This window comes from Rhodoferax sp. LB1P47, from assembly GCF_056521445.1.
The window spans coordinates 1-21,972 of sequence record NZ_JBWMAU010000024.1 but is presented as its reverse complement, the minus strand read 5'-3'; the positions used below and the strand labels follow the sequence as shown (position 1 = coordinate 21,972).

Sequence of the window (21,972 nt, the reverse complement as noted above, 5' to 3'; positions counted from 1 at the left end):
AGCCATGAAAGTTGTTTCACGTTAATGGCATCCGATCGCAGCCGGGCATAAAAAAGGCTCGGTATCTTGCGATACCGAGCCTGAGACGGATCAAGCTTATCCGGTCAGGGCTTGTTGGCGGTCGGGAAGGGCCACGCTGCTTGCGGATTCAGGGTCGTTTGGGCCGATGCCGACGCTGGTGCCGAGGCGGGCTTGGCGGCTTGTGCTTTGGACGACTTCTTGGCCGCTGCTTTAGGGGCTACTGCTTTAGGGCTCGCTTTTTTGGCGGGAGCCGCTTTGGCGACAACCGCAACCGTTTTGGCGACCGCTGCTTTTTTGGCTGGCGCGGCCGCTTTCGGTGCAGGGGCTGCGGCCTTCTTGGCCGGTGCTGCTTTCACGGGTGCGGCTTTGGCGGCGACCGTCTTGGTCGCTACAGGCTTGGCCGTTGCAGCCTTCTTTGCGGGTGCGGCCTTGGTTGCTGCGGCTTTGACCGATGCAACTTTTGCTGGTGCAGCCTTTGCTACTGCGGCAGGAGCTTTGAGTGGGGTTGCTTTGACAGCCACCGCTTTTTTTGCTGGTGCTGCTGCTGCAAGCTTCTTAGCCGGTGCCGCTTTGACGGGTGCTGCTTTTGCGGCTACGGTTTTTGCGACGGTTTTAGCCGGGGCTACTTTTTTTGCAGCGACAACCTTGGTGGGTGCCGCAGCTTTTACGGGGGCGGCCTTCTTTGCGGCCGGGTTTTTTGCAGTTGCCATTATTTTCTCCTTGATCTGTTTACAAAGAGCACTTTATGCCGATTGTTTGGCATAGAGCGATGCATGGTGTTGGGCGGTTGCCCAGCACCATGGACTCGGGAGCACAAAGACCAGCCTGCACCTGGGTGCGGGGCGGGGTGTGTGCGGTATTTAAAAGCATGGGAGTGATGGCGTTCAATCCCAGGAAAGCGCGCCGCCCGATTGGTATTCAATCACGCGGGTTTCAAAGAAGTTGCGCTCTTTCTTCAGGTCGATCATCTCGCTCATCCAGGGAAACGGATTTTCTTCGTGCGGGAAGCAGGCTTCCAGGCCGATCTGGGTGGCGCGGCGGTTGGCGATGTAGCGCAGGTAGCCCTTGAACATAGAGGCGTTCATGCCCAGCACGCCACGCGGCATGGTGTCTTCGGCGTACTGGTATTCCAGCTCGACGGCGCGCATAAATAGGTCTTTGATTTCTGCCTTGAATTCGGCGGTCCACAGATGCGGATTTTCCAGCTTGAGCTGGTTGATCAGGTCGATGCCGAAGTTGCAGTGCATAGACTCGTCGCGCAGGATGTACTGGTACTGCTCTGCCGCACCGGTCATCTTGTTTTGGCGACCCAGGGCCAGAATCTGCGTGAAACCAACGTAGAAGAACAGGCCCTCCATCAGGCAGGCGAACACGATCAGCGACTTGAGCAGGGTCTGGTCGTTTTCGGGCGTGCCGGTATGGAAGTTGGGGTCCATGATCGCTTCGATGAAGGGGATCAGGAACTGGTCTTTGTTGCGGATCGACGCGACTTCGTTGTAGGCGTTGAAGATTTCGCTCTCGTCCAGGCCCAGCGACTCCACGATGTACTGGTAGGCGTGGGTGTGGATGGCCTCTTCAAACGCCTGGCGCAGCAGGAACTGGCGGCACTCGGGGGCGGTGATGTGGCGGTAGGTGCCCAACACGATGTTGTTGGCTGCCAGCGAGTCGGCGGTGACAAAGAAGCCAAGGTTGCGTTTGACGATGCGGCGTTCGTCTTCGGTCAGGCCATTCGGGTCTTTCCATAGGGCGATGTCGCGGGTCATGTTGACCTCTTGGGGCATCCAGTGGTTGGCGCACGAGGCGAGGTACTTTTCCCAGGCCCATTTGTACTTGAACGGCACCAACTGGTTAACGTCGGTCTGGCCGTTGATGATGCGCTTGTCGGCGGCATTTACACGCCGGGCCGCAGTGGCTTGCACGGCGACGTGGGCGGTTGCGGTGGCCATAGTCGTGGGCGCAGCGGTCGTAAAAACAGCGTGTTGTTCCTCCCGGTTGGTGGGTAAACCGAGGGGGGCTGCCGATGGCGATGGGGGCTTGACTTCTTCGTCCCAGGTCAACATAGTTTTTCCAATGCTAGGATTATGAGAGCATCACTGGAAAATGAAAAGTATTCATTTCCAATGCGGCTGTTTTGAAGGATTTTTCTTGCGGTATCGCACCGTAAAAACCACGGTTTTACGGTGCGATGGTGGCCGGACTGGCCCGCTGATGGACGGGTTTATTGGCAGGCTTCGCAGCCGGGGTCGTCAATGGCGCAAAACTTGATGTCTGTGGCGGGGCTTGTGCTAAGGGCCTCAGCGTTCATTTGCTGGCGTGCGGCCATGGCAGCGGTGTCAATGGCGCTCATGGCTTGGCCGGGGGCTTGGCCCGAAGACACCGCGTTCATGCGGCCTGCGGCTACGGTCGATTTTTCGACGTGCGTGGCGCTGCGGGTGCGCAGGTAGTAGGTGGTTTTCAGGCCACGCGTCCAGGCCAGTTTGTAGGTGTCGTCGAGCTTTTTGCCCGAGGCTCCTGCCATATAGATGTTCAGCGACTGGGCCTGGTCAATCCACTTCTGGCGGCGCGATGCGGCTTCGACCAACCAGGTGGTTTCGACTTCAAACGCGGTGCGGTACAGCGCCTTGATTTCGTTCGGCACGCGGTCGATGGATTGCAGTGAGCCGTCAAAGTGCTTCAGGTCCATCAGCATCACGTTGTCCCACAGGCCCAGGCGCTTCAAGTCGTGCACCAGGTAGCTGTTGATGACGGTGAATTCACCCGATAGATTCGATTTGACCGACAGGTTGCCGAAGCAGGGCTCGATCGACGCATCCACGCCAATGATGTTGGAGATGGTGGCGGTGGGCGCAATGGCGACGCAGTTGGAGTTGCGCATGCCGTCTGCCTGGATTTTTTGGCGCAGGCTTCCCCAGTCCAGGGTGGCGGAGCGGTCTACATCCACATAGCCGCCACGGGCCTTGGCCAGCATGTCCAGGGTGTCCAGCGGCAGGATGCCTTGGTCCCACAGCGAGCCCTTGTAGCTGGAGTACTGGCCGCGCTCTTTGGCCAGTTCGCTGGAAGCCCAGTACGCGAAGTAGCAGATGGCTTCCATCGAGGTGTCGGCAAACGCCACGGCGGCTTCGCTGGCGTAGGGGATGCGCAGTTCGTACAGGCTGTCCTGGAAGCCCATCAGGCCCAGTCCGACGGGGCGGTGCAGCATGTTGGAGGTGCGGGCCTTGGTGACGGCGTAGTAGTTGATGTCGATCACGTTGTCCAGCATGCGCATGGCCGTGGTGATGGTCTTTTGCAGCTTGGCGTGGTCAAGAATCTTGGATACGGTGCCGTTGGCATCGGGGGCGCCATTCTTGATGTGTTGCAGCAGGTTCACTGAACCCAGGTTGCAGACGGCGGTTTCGGTGTCGCTGGTGTTTAGGGTGATCTCGGTACACAGGTTGCTGGAGTGCACCACGCCAGCGTGTTGCTGGGGGCTGCGCACATTGCAGGCATCCTTGAAGGTGATCCATGGGTGGCCGGTTTCAAACAGCATGGTCAGCATCTTGCGCCACAGGTCGCTGGCGGGCAGAGTGCGCGAAGGCTTGATTTCGCCGCGCAGGGCACGGGCTTCGTAGGCTACGTAGGCGATCTCGAACTCGGCGCCAAACTTGTCGTGCAGATCGGGCACGTTGTTGGGCGAGAACAGGGTCCAGTTGCCGCCTTCCATGACGCGGCGCATAAACAGATCGGGCACCCAATTGGCGGTGTTCATGTCGTGGGTGCGGCGGCGGTCATCGCCGGTGTTCTTGCGCAGCTCTAGGAATTCTTCGATGTCCAGGTGCCAGGTCTCCAGGTAGGTGCAGACCGCGCCCTTGCGCTTGCCGCCCTGGTTCACCGCCACAGCGGTGTCGTTGACGACCTTCAGGAAGGGCACCACGCCTTGGGATTCGCCGTTGGTGCCCTTGATGTGGCTGCCCAGGGCGCGCACGCGGGTCCAGTCGTTGCCCAGGCCGCCAGCAAACTTCGACAGCAGCGCGTTTTCCTTGATGGATTCATAGATGCCGTCCAGATCGTCGGGCACCGTGGTCAGGTAGCAGCTGGAGAGCTGGGGGCGCAGCGTGCCGCTGTTGAATAGCGTGGGCGTGCTGGACATGAAGTCGAACGACGACATGACTTCGTAGAACTCGATGGCACGGGCTTCGCGGTTGGTTTCATTGAGCGCCAGGCCCATCGCCACGCGCATGAAGAACGCCTGGGGCAGCTCGATGCGGGTCTTGCGCACGTGCAGGAAGTAGCGGTCGTACAGGGTTTGCAGGCCCAGGTAGTCAAATTGCAGGTCGCGCTGAGGTTTCAGGGCGGCGGCCAGCCGGGGTAGGTCGTAGGTCAGCAGGGCGGTATCCAGCAGCTCGTTGTCCACGCCTTTCTGGATGTACTTGGGGAAGTAGTCCACATATTTCGCGGCCAGCTCGGCCTGTGTCAGGTCGGCACCCAGCACCTCTTTGGCGATGGTGTGCAGCAGCAGGCGGGCGGTGGCGTAGGTGTAGTCGGGATCGGTTTCGATCAGGGTACGGGCGGCCAGGATGGCGGCCTTGTAAACCTCTTCCATGGGCACGCCGTCGTACAGGTTGCGCATGGTCTCGGCCACGATGGGGGCGGCGGTGACTTCGCTACCCAGGCCGGCGCAGGCCTGTTCAATCAGCTGTTGCAGGCGGGCGGTGTCGAGTGCCACGCGCTGGTCGCCGTCGATGACATGCATCACGGGGGCTGCGGGGGCCATATCGGTGACTTGTTTGGCGCGCTCTTGGGTGTGGCGCTCGCGGTACAGCACGTAGGCGCGGGCGATTTCATGGTGGCCGCCACGCATCAGGCCGAGCTCTACCTGGTCTTGCACGTCTTCAATGTGGAACGTGCCGCCACCGGGGCGCGAGCGCACCAAGGCGCGCACAACACCTTGCGTCAGCGTGTCTACTATTTCGCGCACGCTGGCCGAAGCCGCGCCCTGCGTGCCATGCACGGCCAAAAAGGCCTTCATCATGGCGATGGCAATTTTGCTCGGCTCAAAAGGCACGACCGCGCCGTTGCGGCGGATGATCTGGTAGTGCGCCAGCATCTCGGGCGCGCTGGTGTCGCTGCGGTCGCTGGAATGCAGGGCCGGTTGCTGCGACGGGACGGCGGCGGGGGTGTTCAATGCAGTTTGCATGGTTTCCTTGAGGTCTGACGGGAGGAGGACGGTATGGGAATAGCGGACTAAAACGGACGATGGCGCTACGCAAAAAACGGTAGGCCGCTTATCTGTGCCGTGAAAAAGGGGGGACTTGGTGATACAAGGGAGACACTATATATAGGGTCTGCAATCAATTCAAGCCACTACCGGTAGTGTATCTTGCGTTGGACGGCTGTGGGTGGGTAGGGGTTTTCAGCCCCTGTGGCTGGAATCGCCCGGTAAGCCTTACCCGATCAGGCGTGCGGTATGCGCACCCAATAAACAAGCGGCTTGGCAGCGCATTTGCCCCGCAAAACGGCGCAGTGCTTGGTTCTGCGTGGCATCCATTGCGACTTGTGTTGCGCTGAAAGGGCCCGCATTGTTACATTTTTTATATTTGCGCCGCCGATGGAAAGCAACGCGCATCCCAGCCCGTGCCGCGCTGCACTACTGCCCAAGTGAATCCGGCCCCCGGATCGTGTTTGCGGCCTGGCGCGATGTGCTCGTGGCCTGCGACAAAGTGGATGGGGTAGCTGGGGCGCAGCGCGGCCAGCAGGCTGACCAGGGTGTCGTATTGCTCCGGCTCGAAGGCTTCGCCCTCCAGGCCTTCGAGTTCGATGCCGATCGAGTCGTCGTTGCAGTTGCTGCGGCCCCGGTACTGCGAGGCCCCGGCGTGCCAGGCCCGGTTGTTGGCGCTCACAAACTGCCACAGCTCGCCTTGGCGGCGGATGTAGAAGTGGGCCGATACCTGTAGGCCCCGGATACTTTCAAAGTACGGGTGGGCGCTCCAGTCCAGCGTGTTGCCAAACAGGGCCTGCACCGCGTCGCCGCCGTACTGGCCTGGCGGCAGGCTGATGGAATGCAGCACCACCAGGTCGGTGCGCGCGCCCTCGGGCCTGGGGCCGAAGTTGGGCGACGGCTGCTGCCGGGCAAACCGGTACCAGCCGTTGTGCCACAGCGGGGCTTGTGCTGCCGCGTGGTGATCAGGGGTCTTGGGGTTCATTGTCTTGCGGGGTGGCGATGTTCAGGCGTTCGATGCGGTAGCGGATCTGGCGCAGGCTCAGGCCCAGGCGCTGGGCGGTGGCGGTGCGGTTAAAGCCCGTTTCACTCAGCACCTTGACCAAAATGTCGCGCTCTTGCTGGTCCAAAAAGGCTTGCAGATCGCTGGGGATTTCGGCGGGGGGGGCTAAGGCGGCTGGGATTTCTGCCAACGGAGCCGGCTCGGTGGCATCGAAGTCGGGGTCGAAATCGACGTGCAAGGCGTCGCCATCGCCCATCGCCACGGCGCGGTGCAGCAGGTTTTCCAGCTCGCGCACATTGCCGCTCAGGGGGTGGCTGGCCAGTTGCGCCAGCAGCTCGGGCGACAGCAGGGGCACCGGCATGCCGGATTCCTGGGCTATGCGGGCCAGTAGCGCCTCGCACAGCGCGGGCAGGTCGCCCCGGCGCTCGCGCAGCGGGGGCACGGCGATCTCGATCACGTTTAGCCGGTAGTACAGGTCTTGCCGGAAGCGCCCGGCCTTCACATCGGCGGCTAGGTCTTTGTGGGTGGCGCTGACGATGCGCACGTCCACCGCGTCCTCCTGGGTGGAGCCCAGCGGGCGCACGCTGCGCTCCTGGATGGCGCGCAGCAGCTTGGACTGCATGGCCAGTGGCAGGTCGCCGATTTCGTCCAGAAACAGGGTGCCGTCGCGGGCCGCCTGGAAGTAGCCCGGCCGGTCTTGCACGGCACCGGTGTACGAGCCTTTTTTGGCCCCAAAAAACTCGGCCTCCAGCAGATTCTCGGGGATGGCGCTGCAATTCACCGCCACCAGCGGCCCGGCGGCGCGGTGGCTGTTGGCGTGCAGGGCCTGGGCCACCAGCTCTTTGCCGGTGCCGGATTCACCGCGCACCAGCACTGGCGCCATGCTGCGGGCCACCTTGACGATGCGTTGCTTGACCAGCTGCATGGCCTCAGATGTGCCTACTAATTTTTGTAGCGCCTCCCGCCCGTCAGATATGCGTGGAATAGCTTTTTCACTACTAATTGTGGGCCGCGTGGCCTGGCGGGGATCTTGGATGGCGGAGGCCACCACGGCGCGAAACTGCTTCAGGTCTACCGGCTTGGTCAGGTAGTCGAAGGCCCCGGCTTTCAGGGCTTCAACCGCGTTTTCGGCCGAACCGTAGGCGGTCATGACGATCACGCGCTCGGGCCGCTGCTGGGCTTTCAGGCTGTGCAGCAGGGCAATCCCCAAGCCGTCGGGCAGGCGCATGTCGGTGATCACCACGTCAAAGCGCTGGGTGTCCAGCAACACGCGGGCTTCTTGCAGGTCGGCGGCGGTGTCGATGCGGTAGCCCTCGCGCAGCAAGGTCAACTCGTACAGGGTACGCAGGTCGGGCTCGTCGTCCACCACCAGGACGGATGCGGCAGGCTGGGAAGGGGGCTGGGCCATGGGGGGAGGGGGATGGGTCAGACCGGCTGGATGTCAAAAGGCCGCGCCACCAGCGTGCTGGGTTTGGGCGGACGAAACTGCACAAAAAATTCATTGCCCGGCACCGCCAGACCGTTGCGCTGCCGGGTGGCGCGCTGGTAGCCGATGGTGGCCCGGTGGCGCTCGCACAGTTCCCGGCAAATATACAGACCCAAACCACTGGATCGGCTCTCGGAGCTGAAAAAAGGCTCGAACAAATGCTGTTCCACCGCCTGCTCCATCGGCGTGCCATCGCTCCACACCAGCAGGCTGGATTGCCGATTGGCCGCAAGGTGGGTGCTCACCTGGATGGCATCGGCTTGCCCGCTGGCGTAGCGGTGGGCGTTGTCCAGCAGGTTGACCAGCACGCGGCGCAGGTGGTCGGGGTCAAAGTCCACCGGCAAACCCAGCGTGCCCAGCGCCACCTGCGCCTCGCGCCGCGCCGGGTCTTGCTGTGACCAGTCGCGGCATACCGCGTCTATCGATTCGTCCAACTTGGTCTGCACGGGCGGGTTGTGCGGCCCCGGCAGTGGGGGCACGCGGGCAATCTCCAGTACCTCATCGACAATTTTGGACAGCCGCTGGGCGTTGTGCCGCACCATCGTGGTCAGCCGCTGCTGGGCCGGGTCGCTCAGGTCTTCTTCCAGCAAGGCGTTGGCTTGGCTGATGGCCGCCAGCGGGTTGCGGATTTCATGGGCCACGGCGGCCGACATACGGCCCATAGCGGCCATTTTCTCGGTGCGCAGCCGGGCCTCCATCTCGCGCAGATCGTGCAAAAACATCACGCACAGGCTGTCGGCCTGGCCCTCGAAGGCGGCGGTCATGCGGGTGCGCACCCGCACCCGGCGCGGGCTGCGGCCGGTGTGCTGGAGCCGGATGTCGGCCTGCTGGCTGGTTTCGTCGGCAAAGGTTTTTTGCGCCAGCGCCATCAGCCCCTGCCAGCCGGGCTGGCTACCCAGTTGCAAGGGCCCGGGGCCGGTGCTGCTGTCGGTGCCCAGCAGCAGCCGGGCCGCCGGGTTGGCTGCGCGGGTGTGGCCGTGGACATCGACCACCAGCACGCCATCGGTCAGGCTTTCAATCACCAGTTCGTTGACCCGGGTTTGCAGCTGCGCGTCCATCTGGCTGCGCAGGGCCAGTTGCTCTTCGCGCTCCAGCCGGGCGGCCAGTTGGTTGACCAGGAAGGCCACCACAAAATAGCCCATACCGGTCAGGCCACTTTGCATCAGCAGGGTGGCTTCGTCACCGGCTTGGCGGTGGCTCAGTTTCCAGATGTCTAGCAGCAGCAACAGCAGCGTCATGCCCGCCGCCGTGCCCAGGGCGATGGCCCGGGTGCCCAGTACGGCGGCCAGCAGTACCGGCACGCCCAGCAACGGGCTGTAGTTGATGTTGCCTGCCGACTGCATCAATTGCAGCGTGGAGAACACCAGGGCATCTGCTCCCACCGTGCCGATCCAGAAGCGCGTGGCGAGCCGCTCGGTGCGGCTGGGCCGGCCGGTCAGGCGCAGCACCAGGGCACTGGCCAGGTAGCCGCTGCACAGCAGCAGCAACCAGGGCGATACCGTCTGCCCCAGCGCTAGCAGTGCACCATGCCAAACCAGAATGGCCAGCGCAATCGTTACCCGGGCTGTCATGAACCCGTACCACACCCGGCCCAGCGCCAGCGGGTCGGGCTCCACCAGTGGGGCTGCAAGGCTGGCGGGGGTCACCGCTGGGCCTGCTCGGCCTGTCGCTGGTGTGCCGGGCCGCAGTAGCTGCCGTGCGCGGTGGTCAGGGCCTCGGTCGCGGGCAACAGCACGCCGCAGACTTTGCAGGGCAGCATGTTTTGCAACGCGGTAGATGGCTTGCCGGGCGGGGGGCGCTTGGCCGCCACCCGCTTGGAGCGCCACAGCCACACGCCCAACAGCACGGCCAGTAAGACCACCAGCAGCTTCATGTGACCCGCCCCAGCACTACTTCCAGCACAAAGCGCGAGCCCACATAGCCCAGCAGCAGCAGCCCGGCCCCGGCGTACAGCACCCGCACTGCTTTGCGGCCGCGCCAGCCAAAGCGGCTGCGGCCCAGCAGCAGCACCGCAAAGGTCAGCCATGAAAGTGCCGAAAACACGGTCTTGTGGCTCCAGCGCCAGCCGTGCACGCCGTAGAGCTGCTCGCCAAACAGCCAGCCCACCAGCAGCGTGGCCGATAGCAGTACAAAGCCGGCACTCACCAGCCGGAACGTCAGCCGCTCCAGCGTCAGCAGCGGGATACCGCTGGCCGAGTCGGCGGCTTTGCGCATTTGTTGTTCTGCCCGGGTCATCAGCCAGGCATGCACTACGGCGGCGGCAAACAGGCCGTACGAGGCAATGCCCAGCGCCCAGTGCAGCGGCAACCAGGGCGAGGCCATTTCGTGCAGCGGCGTGCCGGGGAACAGCAGCGCCAGCAGCACCGCCACCGCGCCCAGCCCGGCCAGTGCCCAGCGGGCTTGCAATTGGGGAAATAAATGGGTTTCTACTGCGTACACCGTCAGCACCAGCCAGGCGGTGACCGACAGCGCGGGCGCAAAGCCAAAGCGCGGCGGCATGCCAAACAGGCCCAGGCTCAGCACCAGTGCGTGCAGCAGCCAGGCCAGCCACAGCGCCGCCCGGCTGGCGCGCATGCTCAAGCGTGCAGCACCCACCGCAGGCACAGCGTAAGCCAGCGCCGTGGCGGCAAACAGCAGCACGGTGGCAAGGGGCGCGGTCGTTAAAATCATCAGACAAGTTTAGCGTTTCAGCCTTTCCCCTTTCTTTCCCCCTTCGTCGCCTGCACAACCCTCCCCGGACACTTCTTTATGGCCTCCGCCCTTACCGACAAACTCTCCCGCCTGGTCAAAGAAATCCGGGGCCAGGCCCGTATCACCGAGTCCAACGTGGCCGACATGCTGCGCGAAGTGCGCATGGCCCTGCTGGAGGCCGACGTGGCCCTGCCGGTGGTGCGAGACTTCATCGCCAGGGTGAAAGAAAAGGCGCTGGGCCAAGAGGTGATGGGCTCACTCTCGCCCGGGCAGGCGTTGGTGGGCATCGTCAACCGCGAACTCAGCCGCACGATGGGCGAGGGGGTCAGCGACATCAATCTGGCCGCCCAGCCGCCCGCCGTGATCCTGATGGCCGGTTTGCAGGGAGCGGGTAAAACCACCACCACCGCCAAGCTGGCCAAGCACCTGATCGAAAAGCGCAAAAAGAAAGTGCTCACCGTGTCCGGCGACGTGTACCGCCCGGCGGCCATCGAGCAGCTCAAGATGGTCACCCAGCAAGCCGGGGCCGAGTGGTTCCCCAGCACGCCCGACCAGAAACCGCTGGATATTGCCGCCGCCGCCATCGACTACGCCCGCAAGCACTACTTTGACGTGCTGCTGGTCGATACCGCCGGTCGCTTGGCCATCGACGAAGTGCTGATGCGCGAAATCACCGAGCTGCACGCCTTCCTCAAGCCGGTGGAAACCCTGTTTGTGGTCGATGCCATGCAGGGCCAGGATGCGATCAACACCGCCCGGGCCTTCTCCGATGCGCTGCCGCTGACCGGCATCATCCTCACCAAGACCGACGGCGACTCACGCGGCGGCGCGGCCCTGTCGGTGCGCCATGTGACTGGCGTGCCGATCAAGTTTGCCGGCACCAGCGAAAAGATCGACGGGCTGGAAGTGTTCGATGCCGAACGCCACGCCGGGCGGGTGCTGGGCATGGGCGACATCCTGGCTCTGGTTGAGCAGGTCACCGCCGGGGTCGATATGGCGGCGGCGCAAAAGCTGGCCGCCAAGGTCAAAAGCGGTGAAAGCTTTGACCTGAACGACTTTTTAAGCCAGATCCAGCAGATGAAGCAGATGGGTGGCCTGTCTAGCCTGATGGACAAACTGCCCGCCCAGATGGCCGCCAAAGCCGGGGCGATGGACATGGACAAGGCCGAGCGCGACATCCGCCGCAAGGAGGGCATCATCTACAGCATGACCCCGCTGGAGCGCCGCAAGCCCGACCTGATCAAAGCCACCCGCAAGCGCCGCATCGCCGCCGGTGCTGGTGTGCAAGTGCAAGAGGTGAACCGCATGCTCAACGAGTTTGGCCAGATGCAAGACATGATGAAGAAGATGAAGGGTGGCGGCATGATGAAGATGATCAAGCGCATGGGCGGTATGAAGGGCATGCCGAAGTTTTGACGCATATCCCCCTGTCGCCACGCAAGGGTTACACGAGTGACTCGGCAAAGCTGGTTCCACGGCCTCCCTGGAAGAGTTGTTTTTACGGTTGGGCAATGTGTTTTAGGTCATTCTGACCAGCCATTCCGTGAATTGCGTTACATCTGAGGTGTCATTGCCTGCGTCCTTTAGCGGCCATTTGAAAGTGGTGGCCAGCTTGGCCCGCCCCCACGACTTTTGACCTTGTTTGGCAGAAGTTTTACAGGCTTTTTAGGTTGCTAGCGCAAGTGCCAATTGCGCTAGGCGCTATGGTTTTTGTGGTTTTTTGCGGTGCTAAGCGATGTATCCGGTAAAACCCTTGGAGGGGGTATTCGCCTTTGTTTGATGGCCAGAATAAGTGGCAATCCAGTGTATTCTGGTGGCCACTTACATTTGGCAACAAAGACGATACGCATGAAAAATCTCAAAATATCTACCCGGTTGCTGGTGCTGGTCGGGATGTTGTCGGCGTTATTGGTTGCGATTGGGAGTGTGGGTTTGCTGGGGCTTGCCAAGTCCAATGCGGCCATGCAGACGATGGTGACGGACCGCATGCAAACCCAAAGTGCGGTGGCCGAATTCCAGTTTTTGACCATGCGTAACCGGCAGCTTATCTCCAATGCGCTGCTGTCCCCCGTGCCCGAGAAAATCGCCAAAGCCACGGCCGAAGCCGAGGCCAACATCCTCAAAGTCGACAAACTCTGGGTCACGCTGCAAGCCGCGCCCATGGGGCCCGAGGGCGATGCGCTGGTCAAGGCGATTGCCGCCAAACAACAAAAGATCATGCAAGAAGGACTGCGCCCCGCACTCCAGGCCCTGGCCGATGAGGACGTGGCCACTGCGCGGGTGCTGGCAGTGCGCAAGTTTGGCGATTTGTTCGACCCGGTGTTTGTGGATATAGGCAACCTGCTGGCCCTGACCAAGGCCGACACCCAGAACGACTTTGAGGATGCGGTGCTCCGCTACACCACCATCCGGGCCACATTCCTGGGAGCTATCGCATTGGGGATCGTGTTTGCCGCCCTGTTTGGGTACACGCTGATGCGCAGCATCACCCGGCCATTGCTGCGGGCGGGCGAAGTGGCCAATGCCGTGGCCCGGGGCGACTTGAACCAGTCCATCGACACCTCGGGTACAGACGAAGTGGCGGTGGTCATGCAGGCCCTGGCCGCCATGCAGGCCAGCCTGTCGCAGGTTGTGTCCACCGTGCGCCAAGGCTCGGAAAGCGTGTCCACCGCCAGTGCCGAAATCGCCCAGGGCAACCACGACCTGAGTGCCCGCACCGAGCACCAGGCCAGCGCGCTGGAGCAAACCGCTGCGTCGATGGAAGAGCTGGGTTCCACCGTGCGGCAAAACGCTGACAGCGCGGCCCAGGCCAACCAACTGGCCCGGCGCGCCAGCGAAGTGGCGGTGCAGGGTGGCGAGGTGGTGGCCGAGGTGGTGACCACCATGCAGGGTATCAATGCCAGCTCGAAAAAGATTGCCGACATCATTAGCGTGATCGACGGCATCGCCTTCCAGACCAACATCCTGGCGCTGAATGCCGCCGTGGAAGCCGCCCGTGCGGGCGAGCAGGGCCGGGGCTTTGCGGTGGTGGCCAGCGAAGTGCGCAGCCTGGCCGGGCGCAGTGCCGATGCGGCCAAGGAAATCAAGCAGCTTATTTCGGCCAGTGTGGACCGGGTGGCCCAGGGCACGGTGCTGGTCGATAAAGCCGGGGCCACCATGGCCGAGGTGGTAGCGGCCATCCGCAGCGCCACCGACATCATGGGCGAGATCAGTGCCGCCAGCCGTGAGCAAAGCCTGGGCGTGTCCCAGGTGGGCGAGGCCGTGACCCAGATGGACCAGACCACCCAGCAAAACGCTGCCCTGGTCGAAGAAATGGCCGCCGCCGCCAGCAGCATGCGCACCCAGGCACAAGATCTGGTGGATGCGGTGGCGGTATTTGTATTACCCGTGGGCGGCGGGTTGGCGCGGATCGCGTCGCGCTGAGGTTCGTCAGCGCTTGCTGGCACGCGCTCGTGTCGGAGTATGTTTTTAGCTGCTAGCGCCCACCAGATGGGCGCTAGCAGCTATTATTTTATGTGGCGGATGCTGCGGCCTGACCTGGAAATAACCCTGGCCAAAGGCTGGCTATTTGTAACCAATCGTATGGAGATCATCTTTACGATAAGTTACGTGTTACCTTGATGGCGCACAGTTAAAGCTATCGCAAGAAAGTACTTGCGATAGCTTTTTACCCTCGTCTAAAGGAGCATCCCATGCAACTTTCTGCCTTTAAAGTCAGCACCCGTCTGAGTTTTGGTTTTGGTTTAGTGGTGTTGCTATCGCTGCTATCGGTCGCTCTGGCCTTGCACAAGCTGGCCGGTGTGGCGCACGACTTGCAGGACGTGGTGAAGGTCAATAACGTCAAGATCGAGATCAACTCCGCCTTGTCGCAGGGTGTACACATTGTTGCCCGGGTCATCCGCACCGTTGTGCTACTGGATGACAAAGCCAGCAAAGACCGCGAGATGCTCAAAATCGCCGAGGCGCGCAGCAGCTATGACGCCTCGTGGGAGGCGTTGAACAAGTTTCCCCCCAGCGAGGCCGGCAAGACTCTGCGGGCCAAGATTGCACATGCCGCCGAAGTTTCCCGTGCGCTGAACAACCAGGTGATTGCATTCGGCATGGCCGACAAGGCTGCCGAGGCTGTTGCCCTGCTGCTCAAAGAGGCTGGCCCGGCCAACACGCTCTGGCAAGAGGCCATCGCCGAGAACATCCATTTGCAGCAAACCCTTAGCACGGAAGAATTTGACTCGGCGATGGAAAGCTACAACGGGGCCCGCATACTGCTGATCGGCTTTGGCGTATTCAGCGTACTGTTGGCGGCGGTGGCCGGGGCCTTGATCACCCGCTCCATCGTGCTCCAGCTCGGCGCCGAACCCGGCACGGCCACCCAATTGGCCCAGAGCGTGGCGTCGGGCAACCTGGGGGTCACCATCCGGCTGCGGGCTGGCGACACCACCAGCCTGATGGCCCAGTTGCAGAGCATGCAAGCCAGCCTGGTGCAGCTCGTCACCCAGGTCCGCCAGGGCTCGGAGCAGGTGGCGTCTGCCAGCGCCGAAATCGCCCAGGGCAACCACGACCTGAGTGCCCGCACCGAACAGCAAGCCAGCTCCCTGGAGGAAACCGCTGCGTCCATGGAACAGATGAGCGCCACCGTGCGGCAAAACGCCGACAGTGCCGCCGAAGCCAACCAATTGGCCCTGCGTGCCAGTGCCGTGGCTGTGCAAGGTGGCGAGGTGGTGGCCGAGGTGGTGACCACCATGCAGGGCATCAACGACAGCTCCAAGCGCATTGCCGACATCATTGGCGTGATCGACGGCATCGCCTTCCAGACGAATATTCTTGCGCTGAATGCCGCCGTGGAAGCCGCCCGTGCCGGGGAGCAAGGCCGGGGCTTTGCAGTGGTGGCCAGCGAGGTGCGCTCCCTGGCCGGACGCAGCGCCGAGGCGGCCAAAGAAATCAAACTGCTGATCTCGGCCAGCGTAGACCGGGTTGCGCAGGGCACCGTGCTGGTGGACAAAGCCGGGGCCACCATGACCGAGGTGGTCAGCGCAATCCGCCGGGTGACCGGAATCGTGGGGGAAATCAGCGCCGCCAGCGGTGAACAAAGCGCCGGGGTGTCGCAAATCGGTGAGGCGGTCGGCCAGATTGACCTCGTGACCCAGCAAAACGCCGCCCTGGTCGAACAAATGGCCGCCGCAGCCAGCAGCATGAAGAGCCAGGCCGACGACCTGGTCGCCGCCGTCGCGGTGTTCACGCTGCGCTAGTCTGTAATTGCTGCGGCCTACGCAGCGTGGCGTGGAAATTCGTCACCGGCCCGTAATAAAACTGACACATTGCAGCGCTACCGTGCACTCCAACCGATTCTGGTTGTAACGGGGTGTAAAGGGCGCGCATGAAAAATCTAAAAATATCCACCCGGCTGATGCTCTTGGTTGGCGTGCTGTCGGCCCTGCTGGTGGCGGTGGGTTCATTGGGGTTGACGGGCATTGTCCAGGCCAACGCGGTGGTAGAGGCCATGTACACGCAGCGCATGCAGTCGGTGGCTGCGTTGGGCGACTACCAGTTCTTGGCCATGCGGGTGCGGCAGGTGATTTCGGACACCCTGATCGACTCGTCATCGCCTGCGGTGGTGGCTAAAAATTTGAAAGAGATTGATGCCCTGACCGCCCAGTCGCTACAGGCCTGGGATGCCTTGCAGGCCACCCCTCTGTCGGCCGGGGCCGATAGTCTGCGCAGCGCCTTGACCGCGAAACGCCAAAAATTTATCCAGCAAGGCTTGCAGCCGACGATGGCGGCGCTGCGCGACGATGATTTTTTACCCGCCCAGATGCTGGTGTTGGGCCAGTTCAGTGCGCTGTTCAACCCCATCAGCCAGGACATCCAGGCCCTTACCCGCCTGCTGCAAGACGAAGCTGGCAGCGACCACCACCAGGCGGTGCAGCGCTACCACGCGATCCGCAACGCCAGTCTGGCGGCGATGGGGCTGGGCCTGCTGTTTGCCATGTGGTTTGGCTGGGCGCTGATGCGGGGTATTTCGGCTCCGCTGCTGCGGGCCGGGGCGCTGGCCCATGCCGTGGCCCGGGGCGATTTAAACCAGCATATCGACACCTCGGGGCGCAACGAAATTGCGGTGGTGATGCAGGCGCTGGCAGCCATGCAAACCAGCCTGCGCAGCCTGGTGGCCAGCGTGCGCCAGGGGGCAGACAGTGTGTCCACCGCCAGCGCCGAGATCGCCCATGGCAACCAGGACCTGAGCGAGCGCACCGAACAGCAGGCCAGCGCTTTGCAGCAAACCGCTGCCTCGATGGAGCAGCTGGGCGCCACCGTGCAGCACAACGCCCAGAACGCCGCCCACGCCAGCCAACTGGCCCAAAGTGCCAGCCAGGTGGCGCAGCAGGGGGGCGCGGTGGTGACCGAGGTGGTGCAGACCATGCGCGGCATCAACGACAGCTCGCGCCAGATTGCCGACATCATCAGCGTGATCGACGGCATCGCCTTCCAGACCAACATCCTGGCCCTGAATGCCGCCGTGGAAGCCGCCCGCGCGGGCGAGCAGGGCCGGGGCTTTGCGGTGGTGGCCAGCGAGGTGCGCAGCTTGGCCGGGCGCAGTGCCGATGCCGCCAAAGCCATCAAACTGCTGATTGCGGCCAGCGTGAGCCGGGTGGAGCAGGGCAGCCGGCTGGCGGACAAAGCCGGTGCCACCATGGCCCAAGTGGTAGAGGCGATTGGCAGCGTTACCGGCATCATGGCCGAGATCAACCAGGCCAGCCGTGCGCAGAGCACCGGGGTGTCCGAGGTGGGGCATGCGGTGGGCCAGATGGACCGCAGCACCCAGCAAAACGCCGCTTTGGTCGAGCAAATGGCAGCTGCCGCCAGCAGCATGCGCACCCAGGCGCAAGATCTGGTGGATGCGGTGGCGGTGTTTACTGCACCACCCGCGCTGGCACACCGTTAGTGGTTGCTATTATTTAAATAGCTGCTTGCGTAGGTGAAATATGCGTTAAAGGCATATTTCGCATTGAATAAAAAAGCCCCTGGCCGATAGCACAAGCGCTTAGCTTTTTAGCTTGAACACGCTCACCTGCTCCGACAAACGCTCGGCCTGGTGGCGCATGGATTCGGCGGCGGACGCGGCTTCTTCCACCAGGGCAGCATTTTGCTGGGTCACGCCGTCCATAGCGGTGATGGCTCCGTTGATCTGGTCGATGCCCTGCGACTGGTCTTGGCTGGCGGCGGCGATCTCGTTGATGATGTCGGTTACGCGCTTTACGCTTTGCACTACCTCGGTCATGGTGGTGCCGGCGTCGTTGACCAGCCGGGTGCTGTGCTCGACGTTGCTGACCGACTCGTTGATCAGGGTCTTGATCTCTTTGGCAGCGGCTGCGCTGCGCTGTGCCAGCGAGCGCACCTCGCTGGCCACCACCGCAAAGCCCCGGCCTTGCTCGCCCGCGCGGGCGGCTTCCACGGCGGCATTCAGGGCCAAAATATTCGTCTGAAAGGCAATGCCGTCGATCACGCCAATGATGTCCACGATCTTGTTGGAGCTGGCGTTCACCGTGCCCATCGTGCCCACAATTTGCGCCACCACGGTGCCGCCCTTGACGGCCACGGTCGAGGCGGCTGCGGCCAGCTGGCTGGCATGGCGGGCGTTGTCGGCGTTTTGCTTCACGGTGGTGGTGAGGTGCGCCATCGACGAGGCGGTTTTCTCCAGCTCGCTGGCCTGGTGCTCGGTGCGTACCGACAGGTCGTTGTTGCCTTGGGCGATTTCGCTGGCGGCGGCGGCGATGCTGTCGGTGCCGCTGCGCACCTGGCCGACGATGTTGGCAATGCTGTCGCGCATACCGTGGATGGCGTGCAGCAGGCTGTGGGTGTCGCCGGGCTGCAAGCTGATGGGGATAGACAAATCACCGCGTGCCATGTGGCCGGTGATGTCGGCCGCGTAGTCGGGCTCACCGCCCAGTTGGCCCAGCAGGCCGCGCGCAATCAGCATGCCCAGACCCAGCAGCAGTGCCACCAGCACCAGCGTGCCCGCGCCAAAGCTGATGATCCGGCCCCGGATGGTGGCGTCTACCGTGTCGATGTACACGCCCGAGCCAATCACCCAGCCCCAGGGCGCAAAGCCTTTGACATACGACACCTTTTGCACCGGGTTTTCGCTACCGGGCTTGGGCCACATGTAGTTGACGTAGCCCGCACCATTGGCCTTGACCACGTTCACAAACTCCACAAACAGGCGTTTGCCGGTGGGGTCTTTGTTCTCGGCCAGGCTCTTGCCGTCTAGCTCGGGTTTGATGGGGTGCATCACCATCGTGGGCTGCATGTCGTTGATCCACATGTATTCCTTGCCGCTGTAGCGCATGACCTTCAGCGCGGCGATGGAAAGCTTCTGGGCCTCGGCATCGGTGGCCTTGCCTTGCGCGACCAGGCCGTGGTAGTTGGCCACCAAGCTGTGGGCCACCTCGACCGCTTGGCGCACGCTGTTTTGGCGCTCTTCCATGATGAGCTGGCGTTCAGAGGTCAGGAACACGGTGGTCAGTACCAGCAGGCCGATCAGCGCGCTGATGTTCAGCATGGCCAGTCGTTTGGCGATGCTCATATGGCGTAACCCGTTGAAGATCATGGTGCGCTTTCAGGAAGGACGGAAGGGTCAGAAAACTTACAAAGCGTCCCATTTCCGGGCGATTTGGGAAACCGTATATACGCTAATGTGCGGTCTTTATTTCCGTCCTTTGGGCGTGTTTGTGCTGCTTTATTAATAGCGTCTTGCGTATGTTGTATATGCGCAAGTGGCTGTTTTGGCTACTTTTTAGCCGGGGCGCACTACTTTGGCCGCCAAGGCATTGCGCAGGGTCAGGGCGCTGTCGGCCAGGTGCTGGCGGGTGGCTTCGGTGCTGCTGCGCTGCACCCGTGCGGCGGTGATGCGCGCCAGCAGGGCGCTGGCCTGGCTGCGCACCATGCGCTGGGCATCGGCACGGGGCGCACCGCCGGGGCGCAACACCAGCGCCGCCAGGCGTGCGGTGTAGGCGTATTGCAGTTCGCGCTGCTCGGGCTGGGCGGTGAGCATGTCGGCCCACACCTCGGCTTCGACCCGGCGCACCAGCTCGGGCAGGCGCAGCGCGTCGTCACGGGGGAGCAGGCGGCTGTCGTTGTCTAGCAGCCGTGCGGCCAGTGCGTCGCCCATCAGCTGGTTCAGTACCAGCAGGCGCAGGCCCAGCACTTCACGGGCCAGGGGCAGGTCGCCGGCGCTGGACGGGTTTTCAGCGCGGGCCAGGTAGTCGGGCACCAGGCGGCGCTGGAGCTGGGGCGAGATGGCAAAGCGATCGGCGGCCAGCACTTCGCGCAGCAGCAGGTTGAGCGCGGCACGCTGCTCGGTGGCGGGCGTGTTTTGTGCCGGGTCGCGGCCGGTGTTGGCAAAGTCGCGCAGCATGCGCACGCCGCCCAGCTGGCGCAGCAGGATGCCGGTGGCCGTACCCGCGTCGTTCAGCGATTCGCGCAGCAGGCGGCGCAGGCTGCCCCAGTCTTGGTCGGGCGGGGGCTGCCGGGCCTCCAGCCGCTGGAACACGCTGTGGGCGATGGCGAAGCGCTGCTGGGCAAAGGCCACCGGGTTGTCGCCCAGGTCGCGTTGCAGGGTTTCGGGGTCGGCGCCCAGATAGAAATCTTCATCGGTGCCAAAAGCCAGTGCGGGCTCGGCGCTGCGCCCGGCAATCTGTGCCAGTGTGGCGGCCTCTACGGCGGGTGGGATGGGGCGGTAGGCGTAGTCAATGGCCCAGTAGTCATAGGGGCCCAGCGTGGCCTGGAAGGCCGCCGGGCGCGGCTGGCCGGGCCGCGGCAGGTTTACCGGCAGGTAGTCCATCACCGAGCCGCTCAGGCCCTGCGCCTGGGTGAAGGCCGGGCTGGCCAGTTGGGCCTGGGTAAATAGCCGCGAGGCGCGGAAATTGTGCCGCAAGCCCAGGGTATGGCCGACTTCGTGCACGGTGATGCTGGTGATGTAGTCGTGCACGAACTGCTCGGCCTCGGGGCTGTCGGGGGCGATGTCGCCTTGGGCGGCCATCAGATCCAGCGCGTAGGCCAGTTGCTCGCCCATCTGCGCGCCGATATCGCAGTCTTGGGCGGCCTCGGCGGTGCTGGACTCCAGGCGGCGGGTGGCGGTGGCGCGGGTGGCGCGCACGCTTTGGCTTTCGATGCGGATGTCGGCATCCAGAATCTCGCCACTGCGCGGGTCCACGTGGCGCGGCCCGATGGCGGCAAAGCTGGTGCTGTTGTTGACGCTCCAGCGCACCGAGGCGCGGCCAAAGTCCAGCGTGTCGAAGTCGGCATCGTCGGGCTGCTGTTGCACCCGGATCGCGTCCTTGAAGCCAATGCGCTCAAACGCCGGGTTCCAGGCCAGAATGCCCGCGCGGATGGCTTCGCGGTACTTCAGCGGCACGCTGCGGTCGATCCAGTAGGTAATGGGTTTTACCGGCTCAGATAGCTCCGCCAGCGGGTCCTGTTTGTCCAGCCGCCAGCGGGCAATAAAGCGCTGCCGGGCGGTGGGGGCCAGGTCGTCGCCATAGTTGTCTACCGCTTCCACAAAGTGGCCAATGCGCGGGTCGGCCCGGCGCGGCGGCATGGTCTGCGCGGGCAGCCGGGCCAGCGAGTAGTGGATCTGGATGAACATGCTGCGCGGGTCCACCAGGTTCTGCGGCGTGCCGGGCAGGCTGCTGCCGGGCGCGGGCAGGGCGATACCGGCGGTGGCGTAGTGGTTTTGCACCTCCAGCACCAGCAGCTCGGGCGTGCCGCGCACCTTCAGGATGGCCGAGTTGCGCGGGTCCACGGCGTAGTTTTGTCGGTAGGTCTGGGCCAGCGCCTGGGCCACGCCGCCCATGTCGTTGATGAACAGTGCGCCCGCATCCACCAGCACGCTTTGGCGGTTGGGGTGCGGCTGGCTGGCCACCGGGGTGCTGCCCAGCAGGCTGGGGGCGTAGGCGGCGGCCACGGCCCGGGCTTCGGGCGTGCCGGGCGGGGCCACGAAGTCGGTGTTGCGCGCCACCAGCTGCACCAGGTTGTGCACCCGGCGAAATTCCACCAGACGCGGGGCCAACATGCGCCCGCCAAACAGCCCGCCTTCGCCAATCCCGCTGGCCATCTTGGGCGACAAAAAGAAGGGTTTGCCAAAGTCGTCCGGCCCCAGCTCTAGCCAGAAGCGCTCGTCCCGCTGGTACACCGGAAACAGGCCGATGCTGCGCTGTGTGCCCAGCAGCACGGTGGCAAACAGCGGCAGGGGCGACGGCGGAGCGCTGGCCGCACGCGGTGCACTGGCGGCAGATTGGGCAGCGATGGCGGCGGTGGTGGCCACGTTGGCAGCCGCCTGGGCCTCGTTCACTGCCTGGGTCACCTTGGTGGTGGTTGAGGTGCAGCTGGCCAGCAAAAAAACCAGAGGCAGCGAGACGCGGAGAAAGAGCGTTGTCATGGCGCAGGGGGTGATTTTTAGAGTAAAAATGGCTCTCTTCCGTTTCGGGTGGCACACCACTACCCCCACTCAGATCATGGACGAATCCTTGCTTTTTGAAGCGGATTGGGCGGTAAGTGAGAAAGCTTGCCAGCAATCAAGAAGGC

General features: G+C 63.3%; 14 protein-coding genes. 4 read left to right on the top strand and 10 right to left on the bottom strand.

The features are described 5' to 3' along the window. Positions 1–104 precede the first annotated feature (104 nt). The 8 genes from AC0969_RS18415 to AC0969_RS18380 form a co-directional block, all read right to left on the bottom strand. Positions 105–731, bottom strand: a complete 627-nt coding sequence (locus tag AC0969_RS18415; protein ID WP_479625608.1) for a histone — start codon at positions 729–731, stop codon at positions 105–107. Between the two features lie 174 nt (positions 732–905). Then, entirely contained in the window at positions 906–2,081 is a 1,176-nt protein-coding gene (locus AC0969_RS18410; protein ID WP_479625607.1) for a ribonucleotide-diphosphate reductase subunit beta, read from the bottom strand. 158 nt (positions 2,082–2,239) lie between these two features. Continuing rightward, a complete protein-coding gene (locus tag AC0969_RS18405) occupies positions 2,240–5,194 on the bottom strand; it encodes a ribonucleoside-diphosphate reductase subunit alpha (protein ID WP_479625606.1) in 2,955 nt (984 codons plus the stop codon). Positions 5,195–5,588: 394 nt separating this feature from the next. Continuing rightward, complete coding sequence (ampD, locus tag AC0969_RS18400) at positions 5,589–6,200, bottom strand: 1,6-anhydro-N-acetylmuramyl-L-alanine amidase AmpD (protein WP_479625605.1); 612 nt, start codon at positions 6,198–6,200, stop codon at positions 5,589–5,591. Continuing rightward, positions 6,181–7,626, bottom strand: a complete 1,446-nt coding sequence (locus AC0969_RS18395) for a sigma-54-dependent transcriptional regulator (RefSeq protein WP_479625604.1) — start codon at positions 7,624–7,626, stop codon at positions 6,181–6,183. Before AC0969_RS18395 ends, ampD begins: the two co-directional genes overlap by 20 nt. A 17-nt stretch (positions 7,627–7,643) precedes the next feature. After that, positions 7,644–9,350 carry a sensor histidine kinase gene (locus AC0969_RS18390; protein ID WP_479625603.1) on the bottom strand — a complete coding sequence of 569 codons (1,707 nt, stop codon included), beginning with the start codon at positions 9,348–9,350 and terminating at the stop codon, positions 7,644–7,646. After that, positions 9,347–9,577, bottom strand: a complete 231-nt coding sequence (locus AC0969_RS18385) for a PP0621 family protein (protein ID WP_479625602.1) — start codon at positions 9,575–9,577, stop codon at positions 9,347–9,349. The genes AC0969_RS18390 and AC0969_RS18385 overlap by 4 nt, the downstream gene beginning before the upstream one ends. Beyond that, on the bottom strand, positions 9,574–10,374 hold the full coding sequence (locus AC0969_RS18380) for a cytochrome C assembly family protein (RefSeq protein ID WP_479625601.1): 801 nt from the start codon (positions 10,372–10,374) through the stop codon (positions 9,574–9,576). Before AC0969_RS18380 ends, AC0969_RS18385 begins: the two co-directional genes overlap by 4 nt. 78 nt (positions 10,375–10,452) lie before the next feature. Between AC0969_RS18380 and ffh the strand changes: the two genes are divergently transcribed. From ffh to AC0969_RS18360, 4 genes are all read left to right on the top strand, one after another. Next, complete coding sequence (ffh, locus tag AC0969_RS18375) at positions 10,453–11,811, top strand: signal recognition particle protein (RefSeq protein WP_479625600.1); 1,359 nt, start codon at positions 10,453–10,455, stop codon at positions 11,809–11,811. A gap of 432 nt (positions 11,812–12,243) precedes the next feature. After that, the gene (locus tag AC0969_RS18370) at positions 12,244–13,818 is read left to right on the top strand and encodes a methyl-accepting chemotaxis protein (RefSeq protein ID WP_479625599.1); all 1,575 of its coding nucleotides are present in this window, start codon (positions 12,244–12,246) and stop codon (positions 13,816–13,818) included. Positions 13,819–14,087: 269 nt separating this feature from the next. After that, on the top strand, positions 14,088–15,641 hold the full coding sequence (locus AC0969_RS18365; protein WP_479625598.1) for a methyl-accepting chemotaxis protein: 1,554 nt from the start codon (positions 14,088–14,090) through the stop codon (positions 15,639–15,641). Between the two features lie 128 nt (positions 15,642–15,769). After that, positions 15,770–17,332, top strand: a complete 1,563-nt coding sequence (locus AC0969_RS18360) for a methyl-accepting chemotaxis protein (protein ID WP_479625597.1) — start codon at positions 15,770–15,772, stop codon at positions 17,330–17,332. Positions 17,333–17,431: 99 nt separating this feature from the next. Here AC0969_RS18360 and AC0969_RS18355 read toward each other — a convergent pair whose 3' ends face one another. After that, complete coding sequence (locus AC0969_RS18355; RefSeq protein ID WP_479625596.1) at positions 17,432–18,997, bottom strand: methyl-accepting chemotaxis protein; 1,566 nt, start codon at positions 18,995–18,997, stop codon at positions 17,432–17,434. A 186-nt stretch (positions 18,998–19,183) separates the two neighbouring features. Beyond that, entirely contained in the window at positions 19,184–21,826 is a 2,643-nt protein-coding gene (locus AC0969_RS18350) for a zinc-dependent metalloprotease (protein ID WP_479625595.1), read from the bottom strand. Between the last annotated feature and the right edge of the window lie 146 nt (positions 21,827–21,972).

Excerpts from the sequence above, each read along its gene's own strand:
- AC0969_RS18415 (WP_479625608.1), bottom strand. The coding sequence starts at position 731 with ATGGCAACTGCAAAAAACCCGGCCGCAAAGAAGGCCGCCCCCGTAAAA.
- AC0969_RS18410 (WP_479625607.1), bottom strand. The coding sequence starts at position 2,081 with ATGTTGACCTGGGACGAAGAAGTCAAGCCCCCATCGCCATCGGCAGCC.
- AC0969_RS18405 (WP_479625606.1), bottom strand. The coding sequence starts at position 5,194 with ATGCAAACTGCATTGAACACCCCCGCCGCCGTCCCGTCGCAGCAACCG.
- ampD (WP_479625605.1), bottom strand. The coding sequence starts at position 6,200 with ATGAACCCCAAGACCCCTGATCACCACGCGGCAGCACAAGCCCCGCTG.
- AC0969_RS18395 (WP_479625604.1), bottom strand. The coding sequence starts at position 7,626 with ATGGCCCAGCCCCCTTCCCAGCCTGCCGCATCCGTCCTGGTGGTGGAC.
- AC0969_RS18385 (WP_479625602.1), bottom strand. The coding sequence starts at position 9,577 with ATGAAGCTGCTGGTGGTCTTACTGGCCGTGCTGTTGGGCGTGTGGCTG.
- AC0969_RS18380 (WP_479625601.1), bottom strand. The coding sequence starts at position 10,374 with ATGATTTTAACGACCGCGCCCCTTGCCACCGTGCTGCTGTTTGCCGCC.
- ffh (WP_479625600.1), top strand. The coding sequence starts at position 10,453 with ATGGCCTCCGCCCTTACCGACAAACTCTCCCGCCTGGTCAAAGAAATC.
- AC0969_RS18370 (WP_479625599.1), top strand. The coding sequence starts at position 12,244 with ATGAAAAATCTCAAAATATCTACCCGGTTGCTGGTGCTGGTCGGGATG.
- AC0969_RS18365 (WP_479625598.1), top strand. The coding sequence starts at position 14,088 with ATGCAACTTTCTGCCTTTAAAGTCAGCACCCGTCTGAGTTTTGGTTTT.
- AC0969_RS18360 (WP_479625597.1), top strand. The coding sequence starts at position 15,770 with ATGAAAAATCTAAAAATATCCACCCGGCTGATGCTCTTGGTTGGCGTG.
- AC0969_RS18355 (WP_479625596.1), bottom strand. The coding sequence starts at position 18,997 with ATGATCTTCAACGGGTTACGCCATATGAGCATCGCCAAACGACTGGCC.
- AC0969_RS18350 (WP_479625595.1), bottom strand. The coding sequence starts at position 21,826 with ATGACAACGCTCTTTCTCCGCGTCTCGCTGCCTCTGGTTTTTTTGCTG.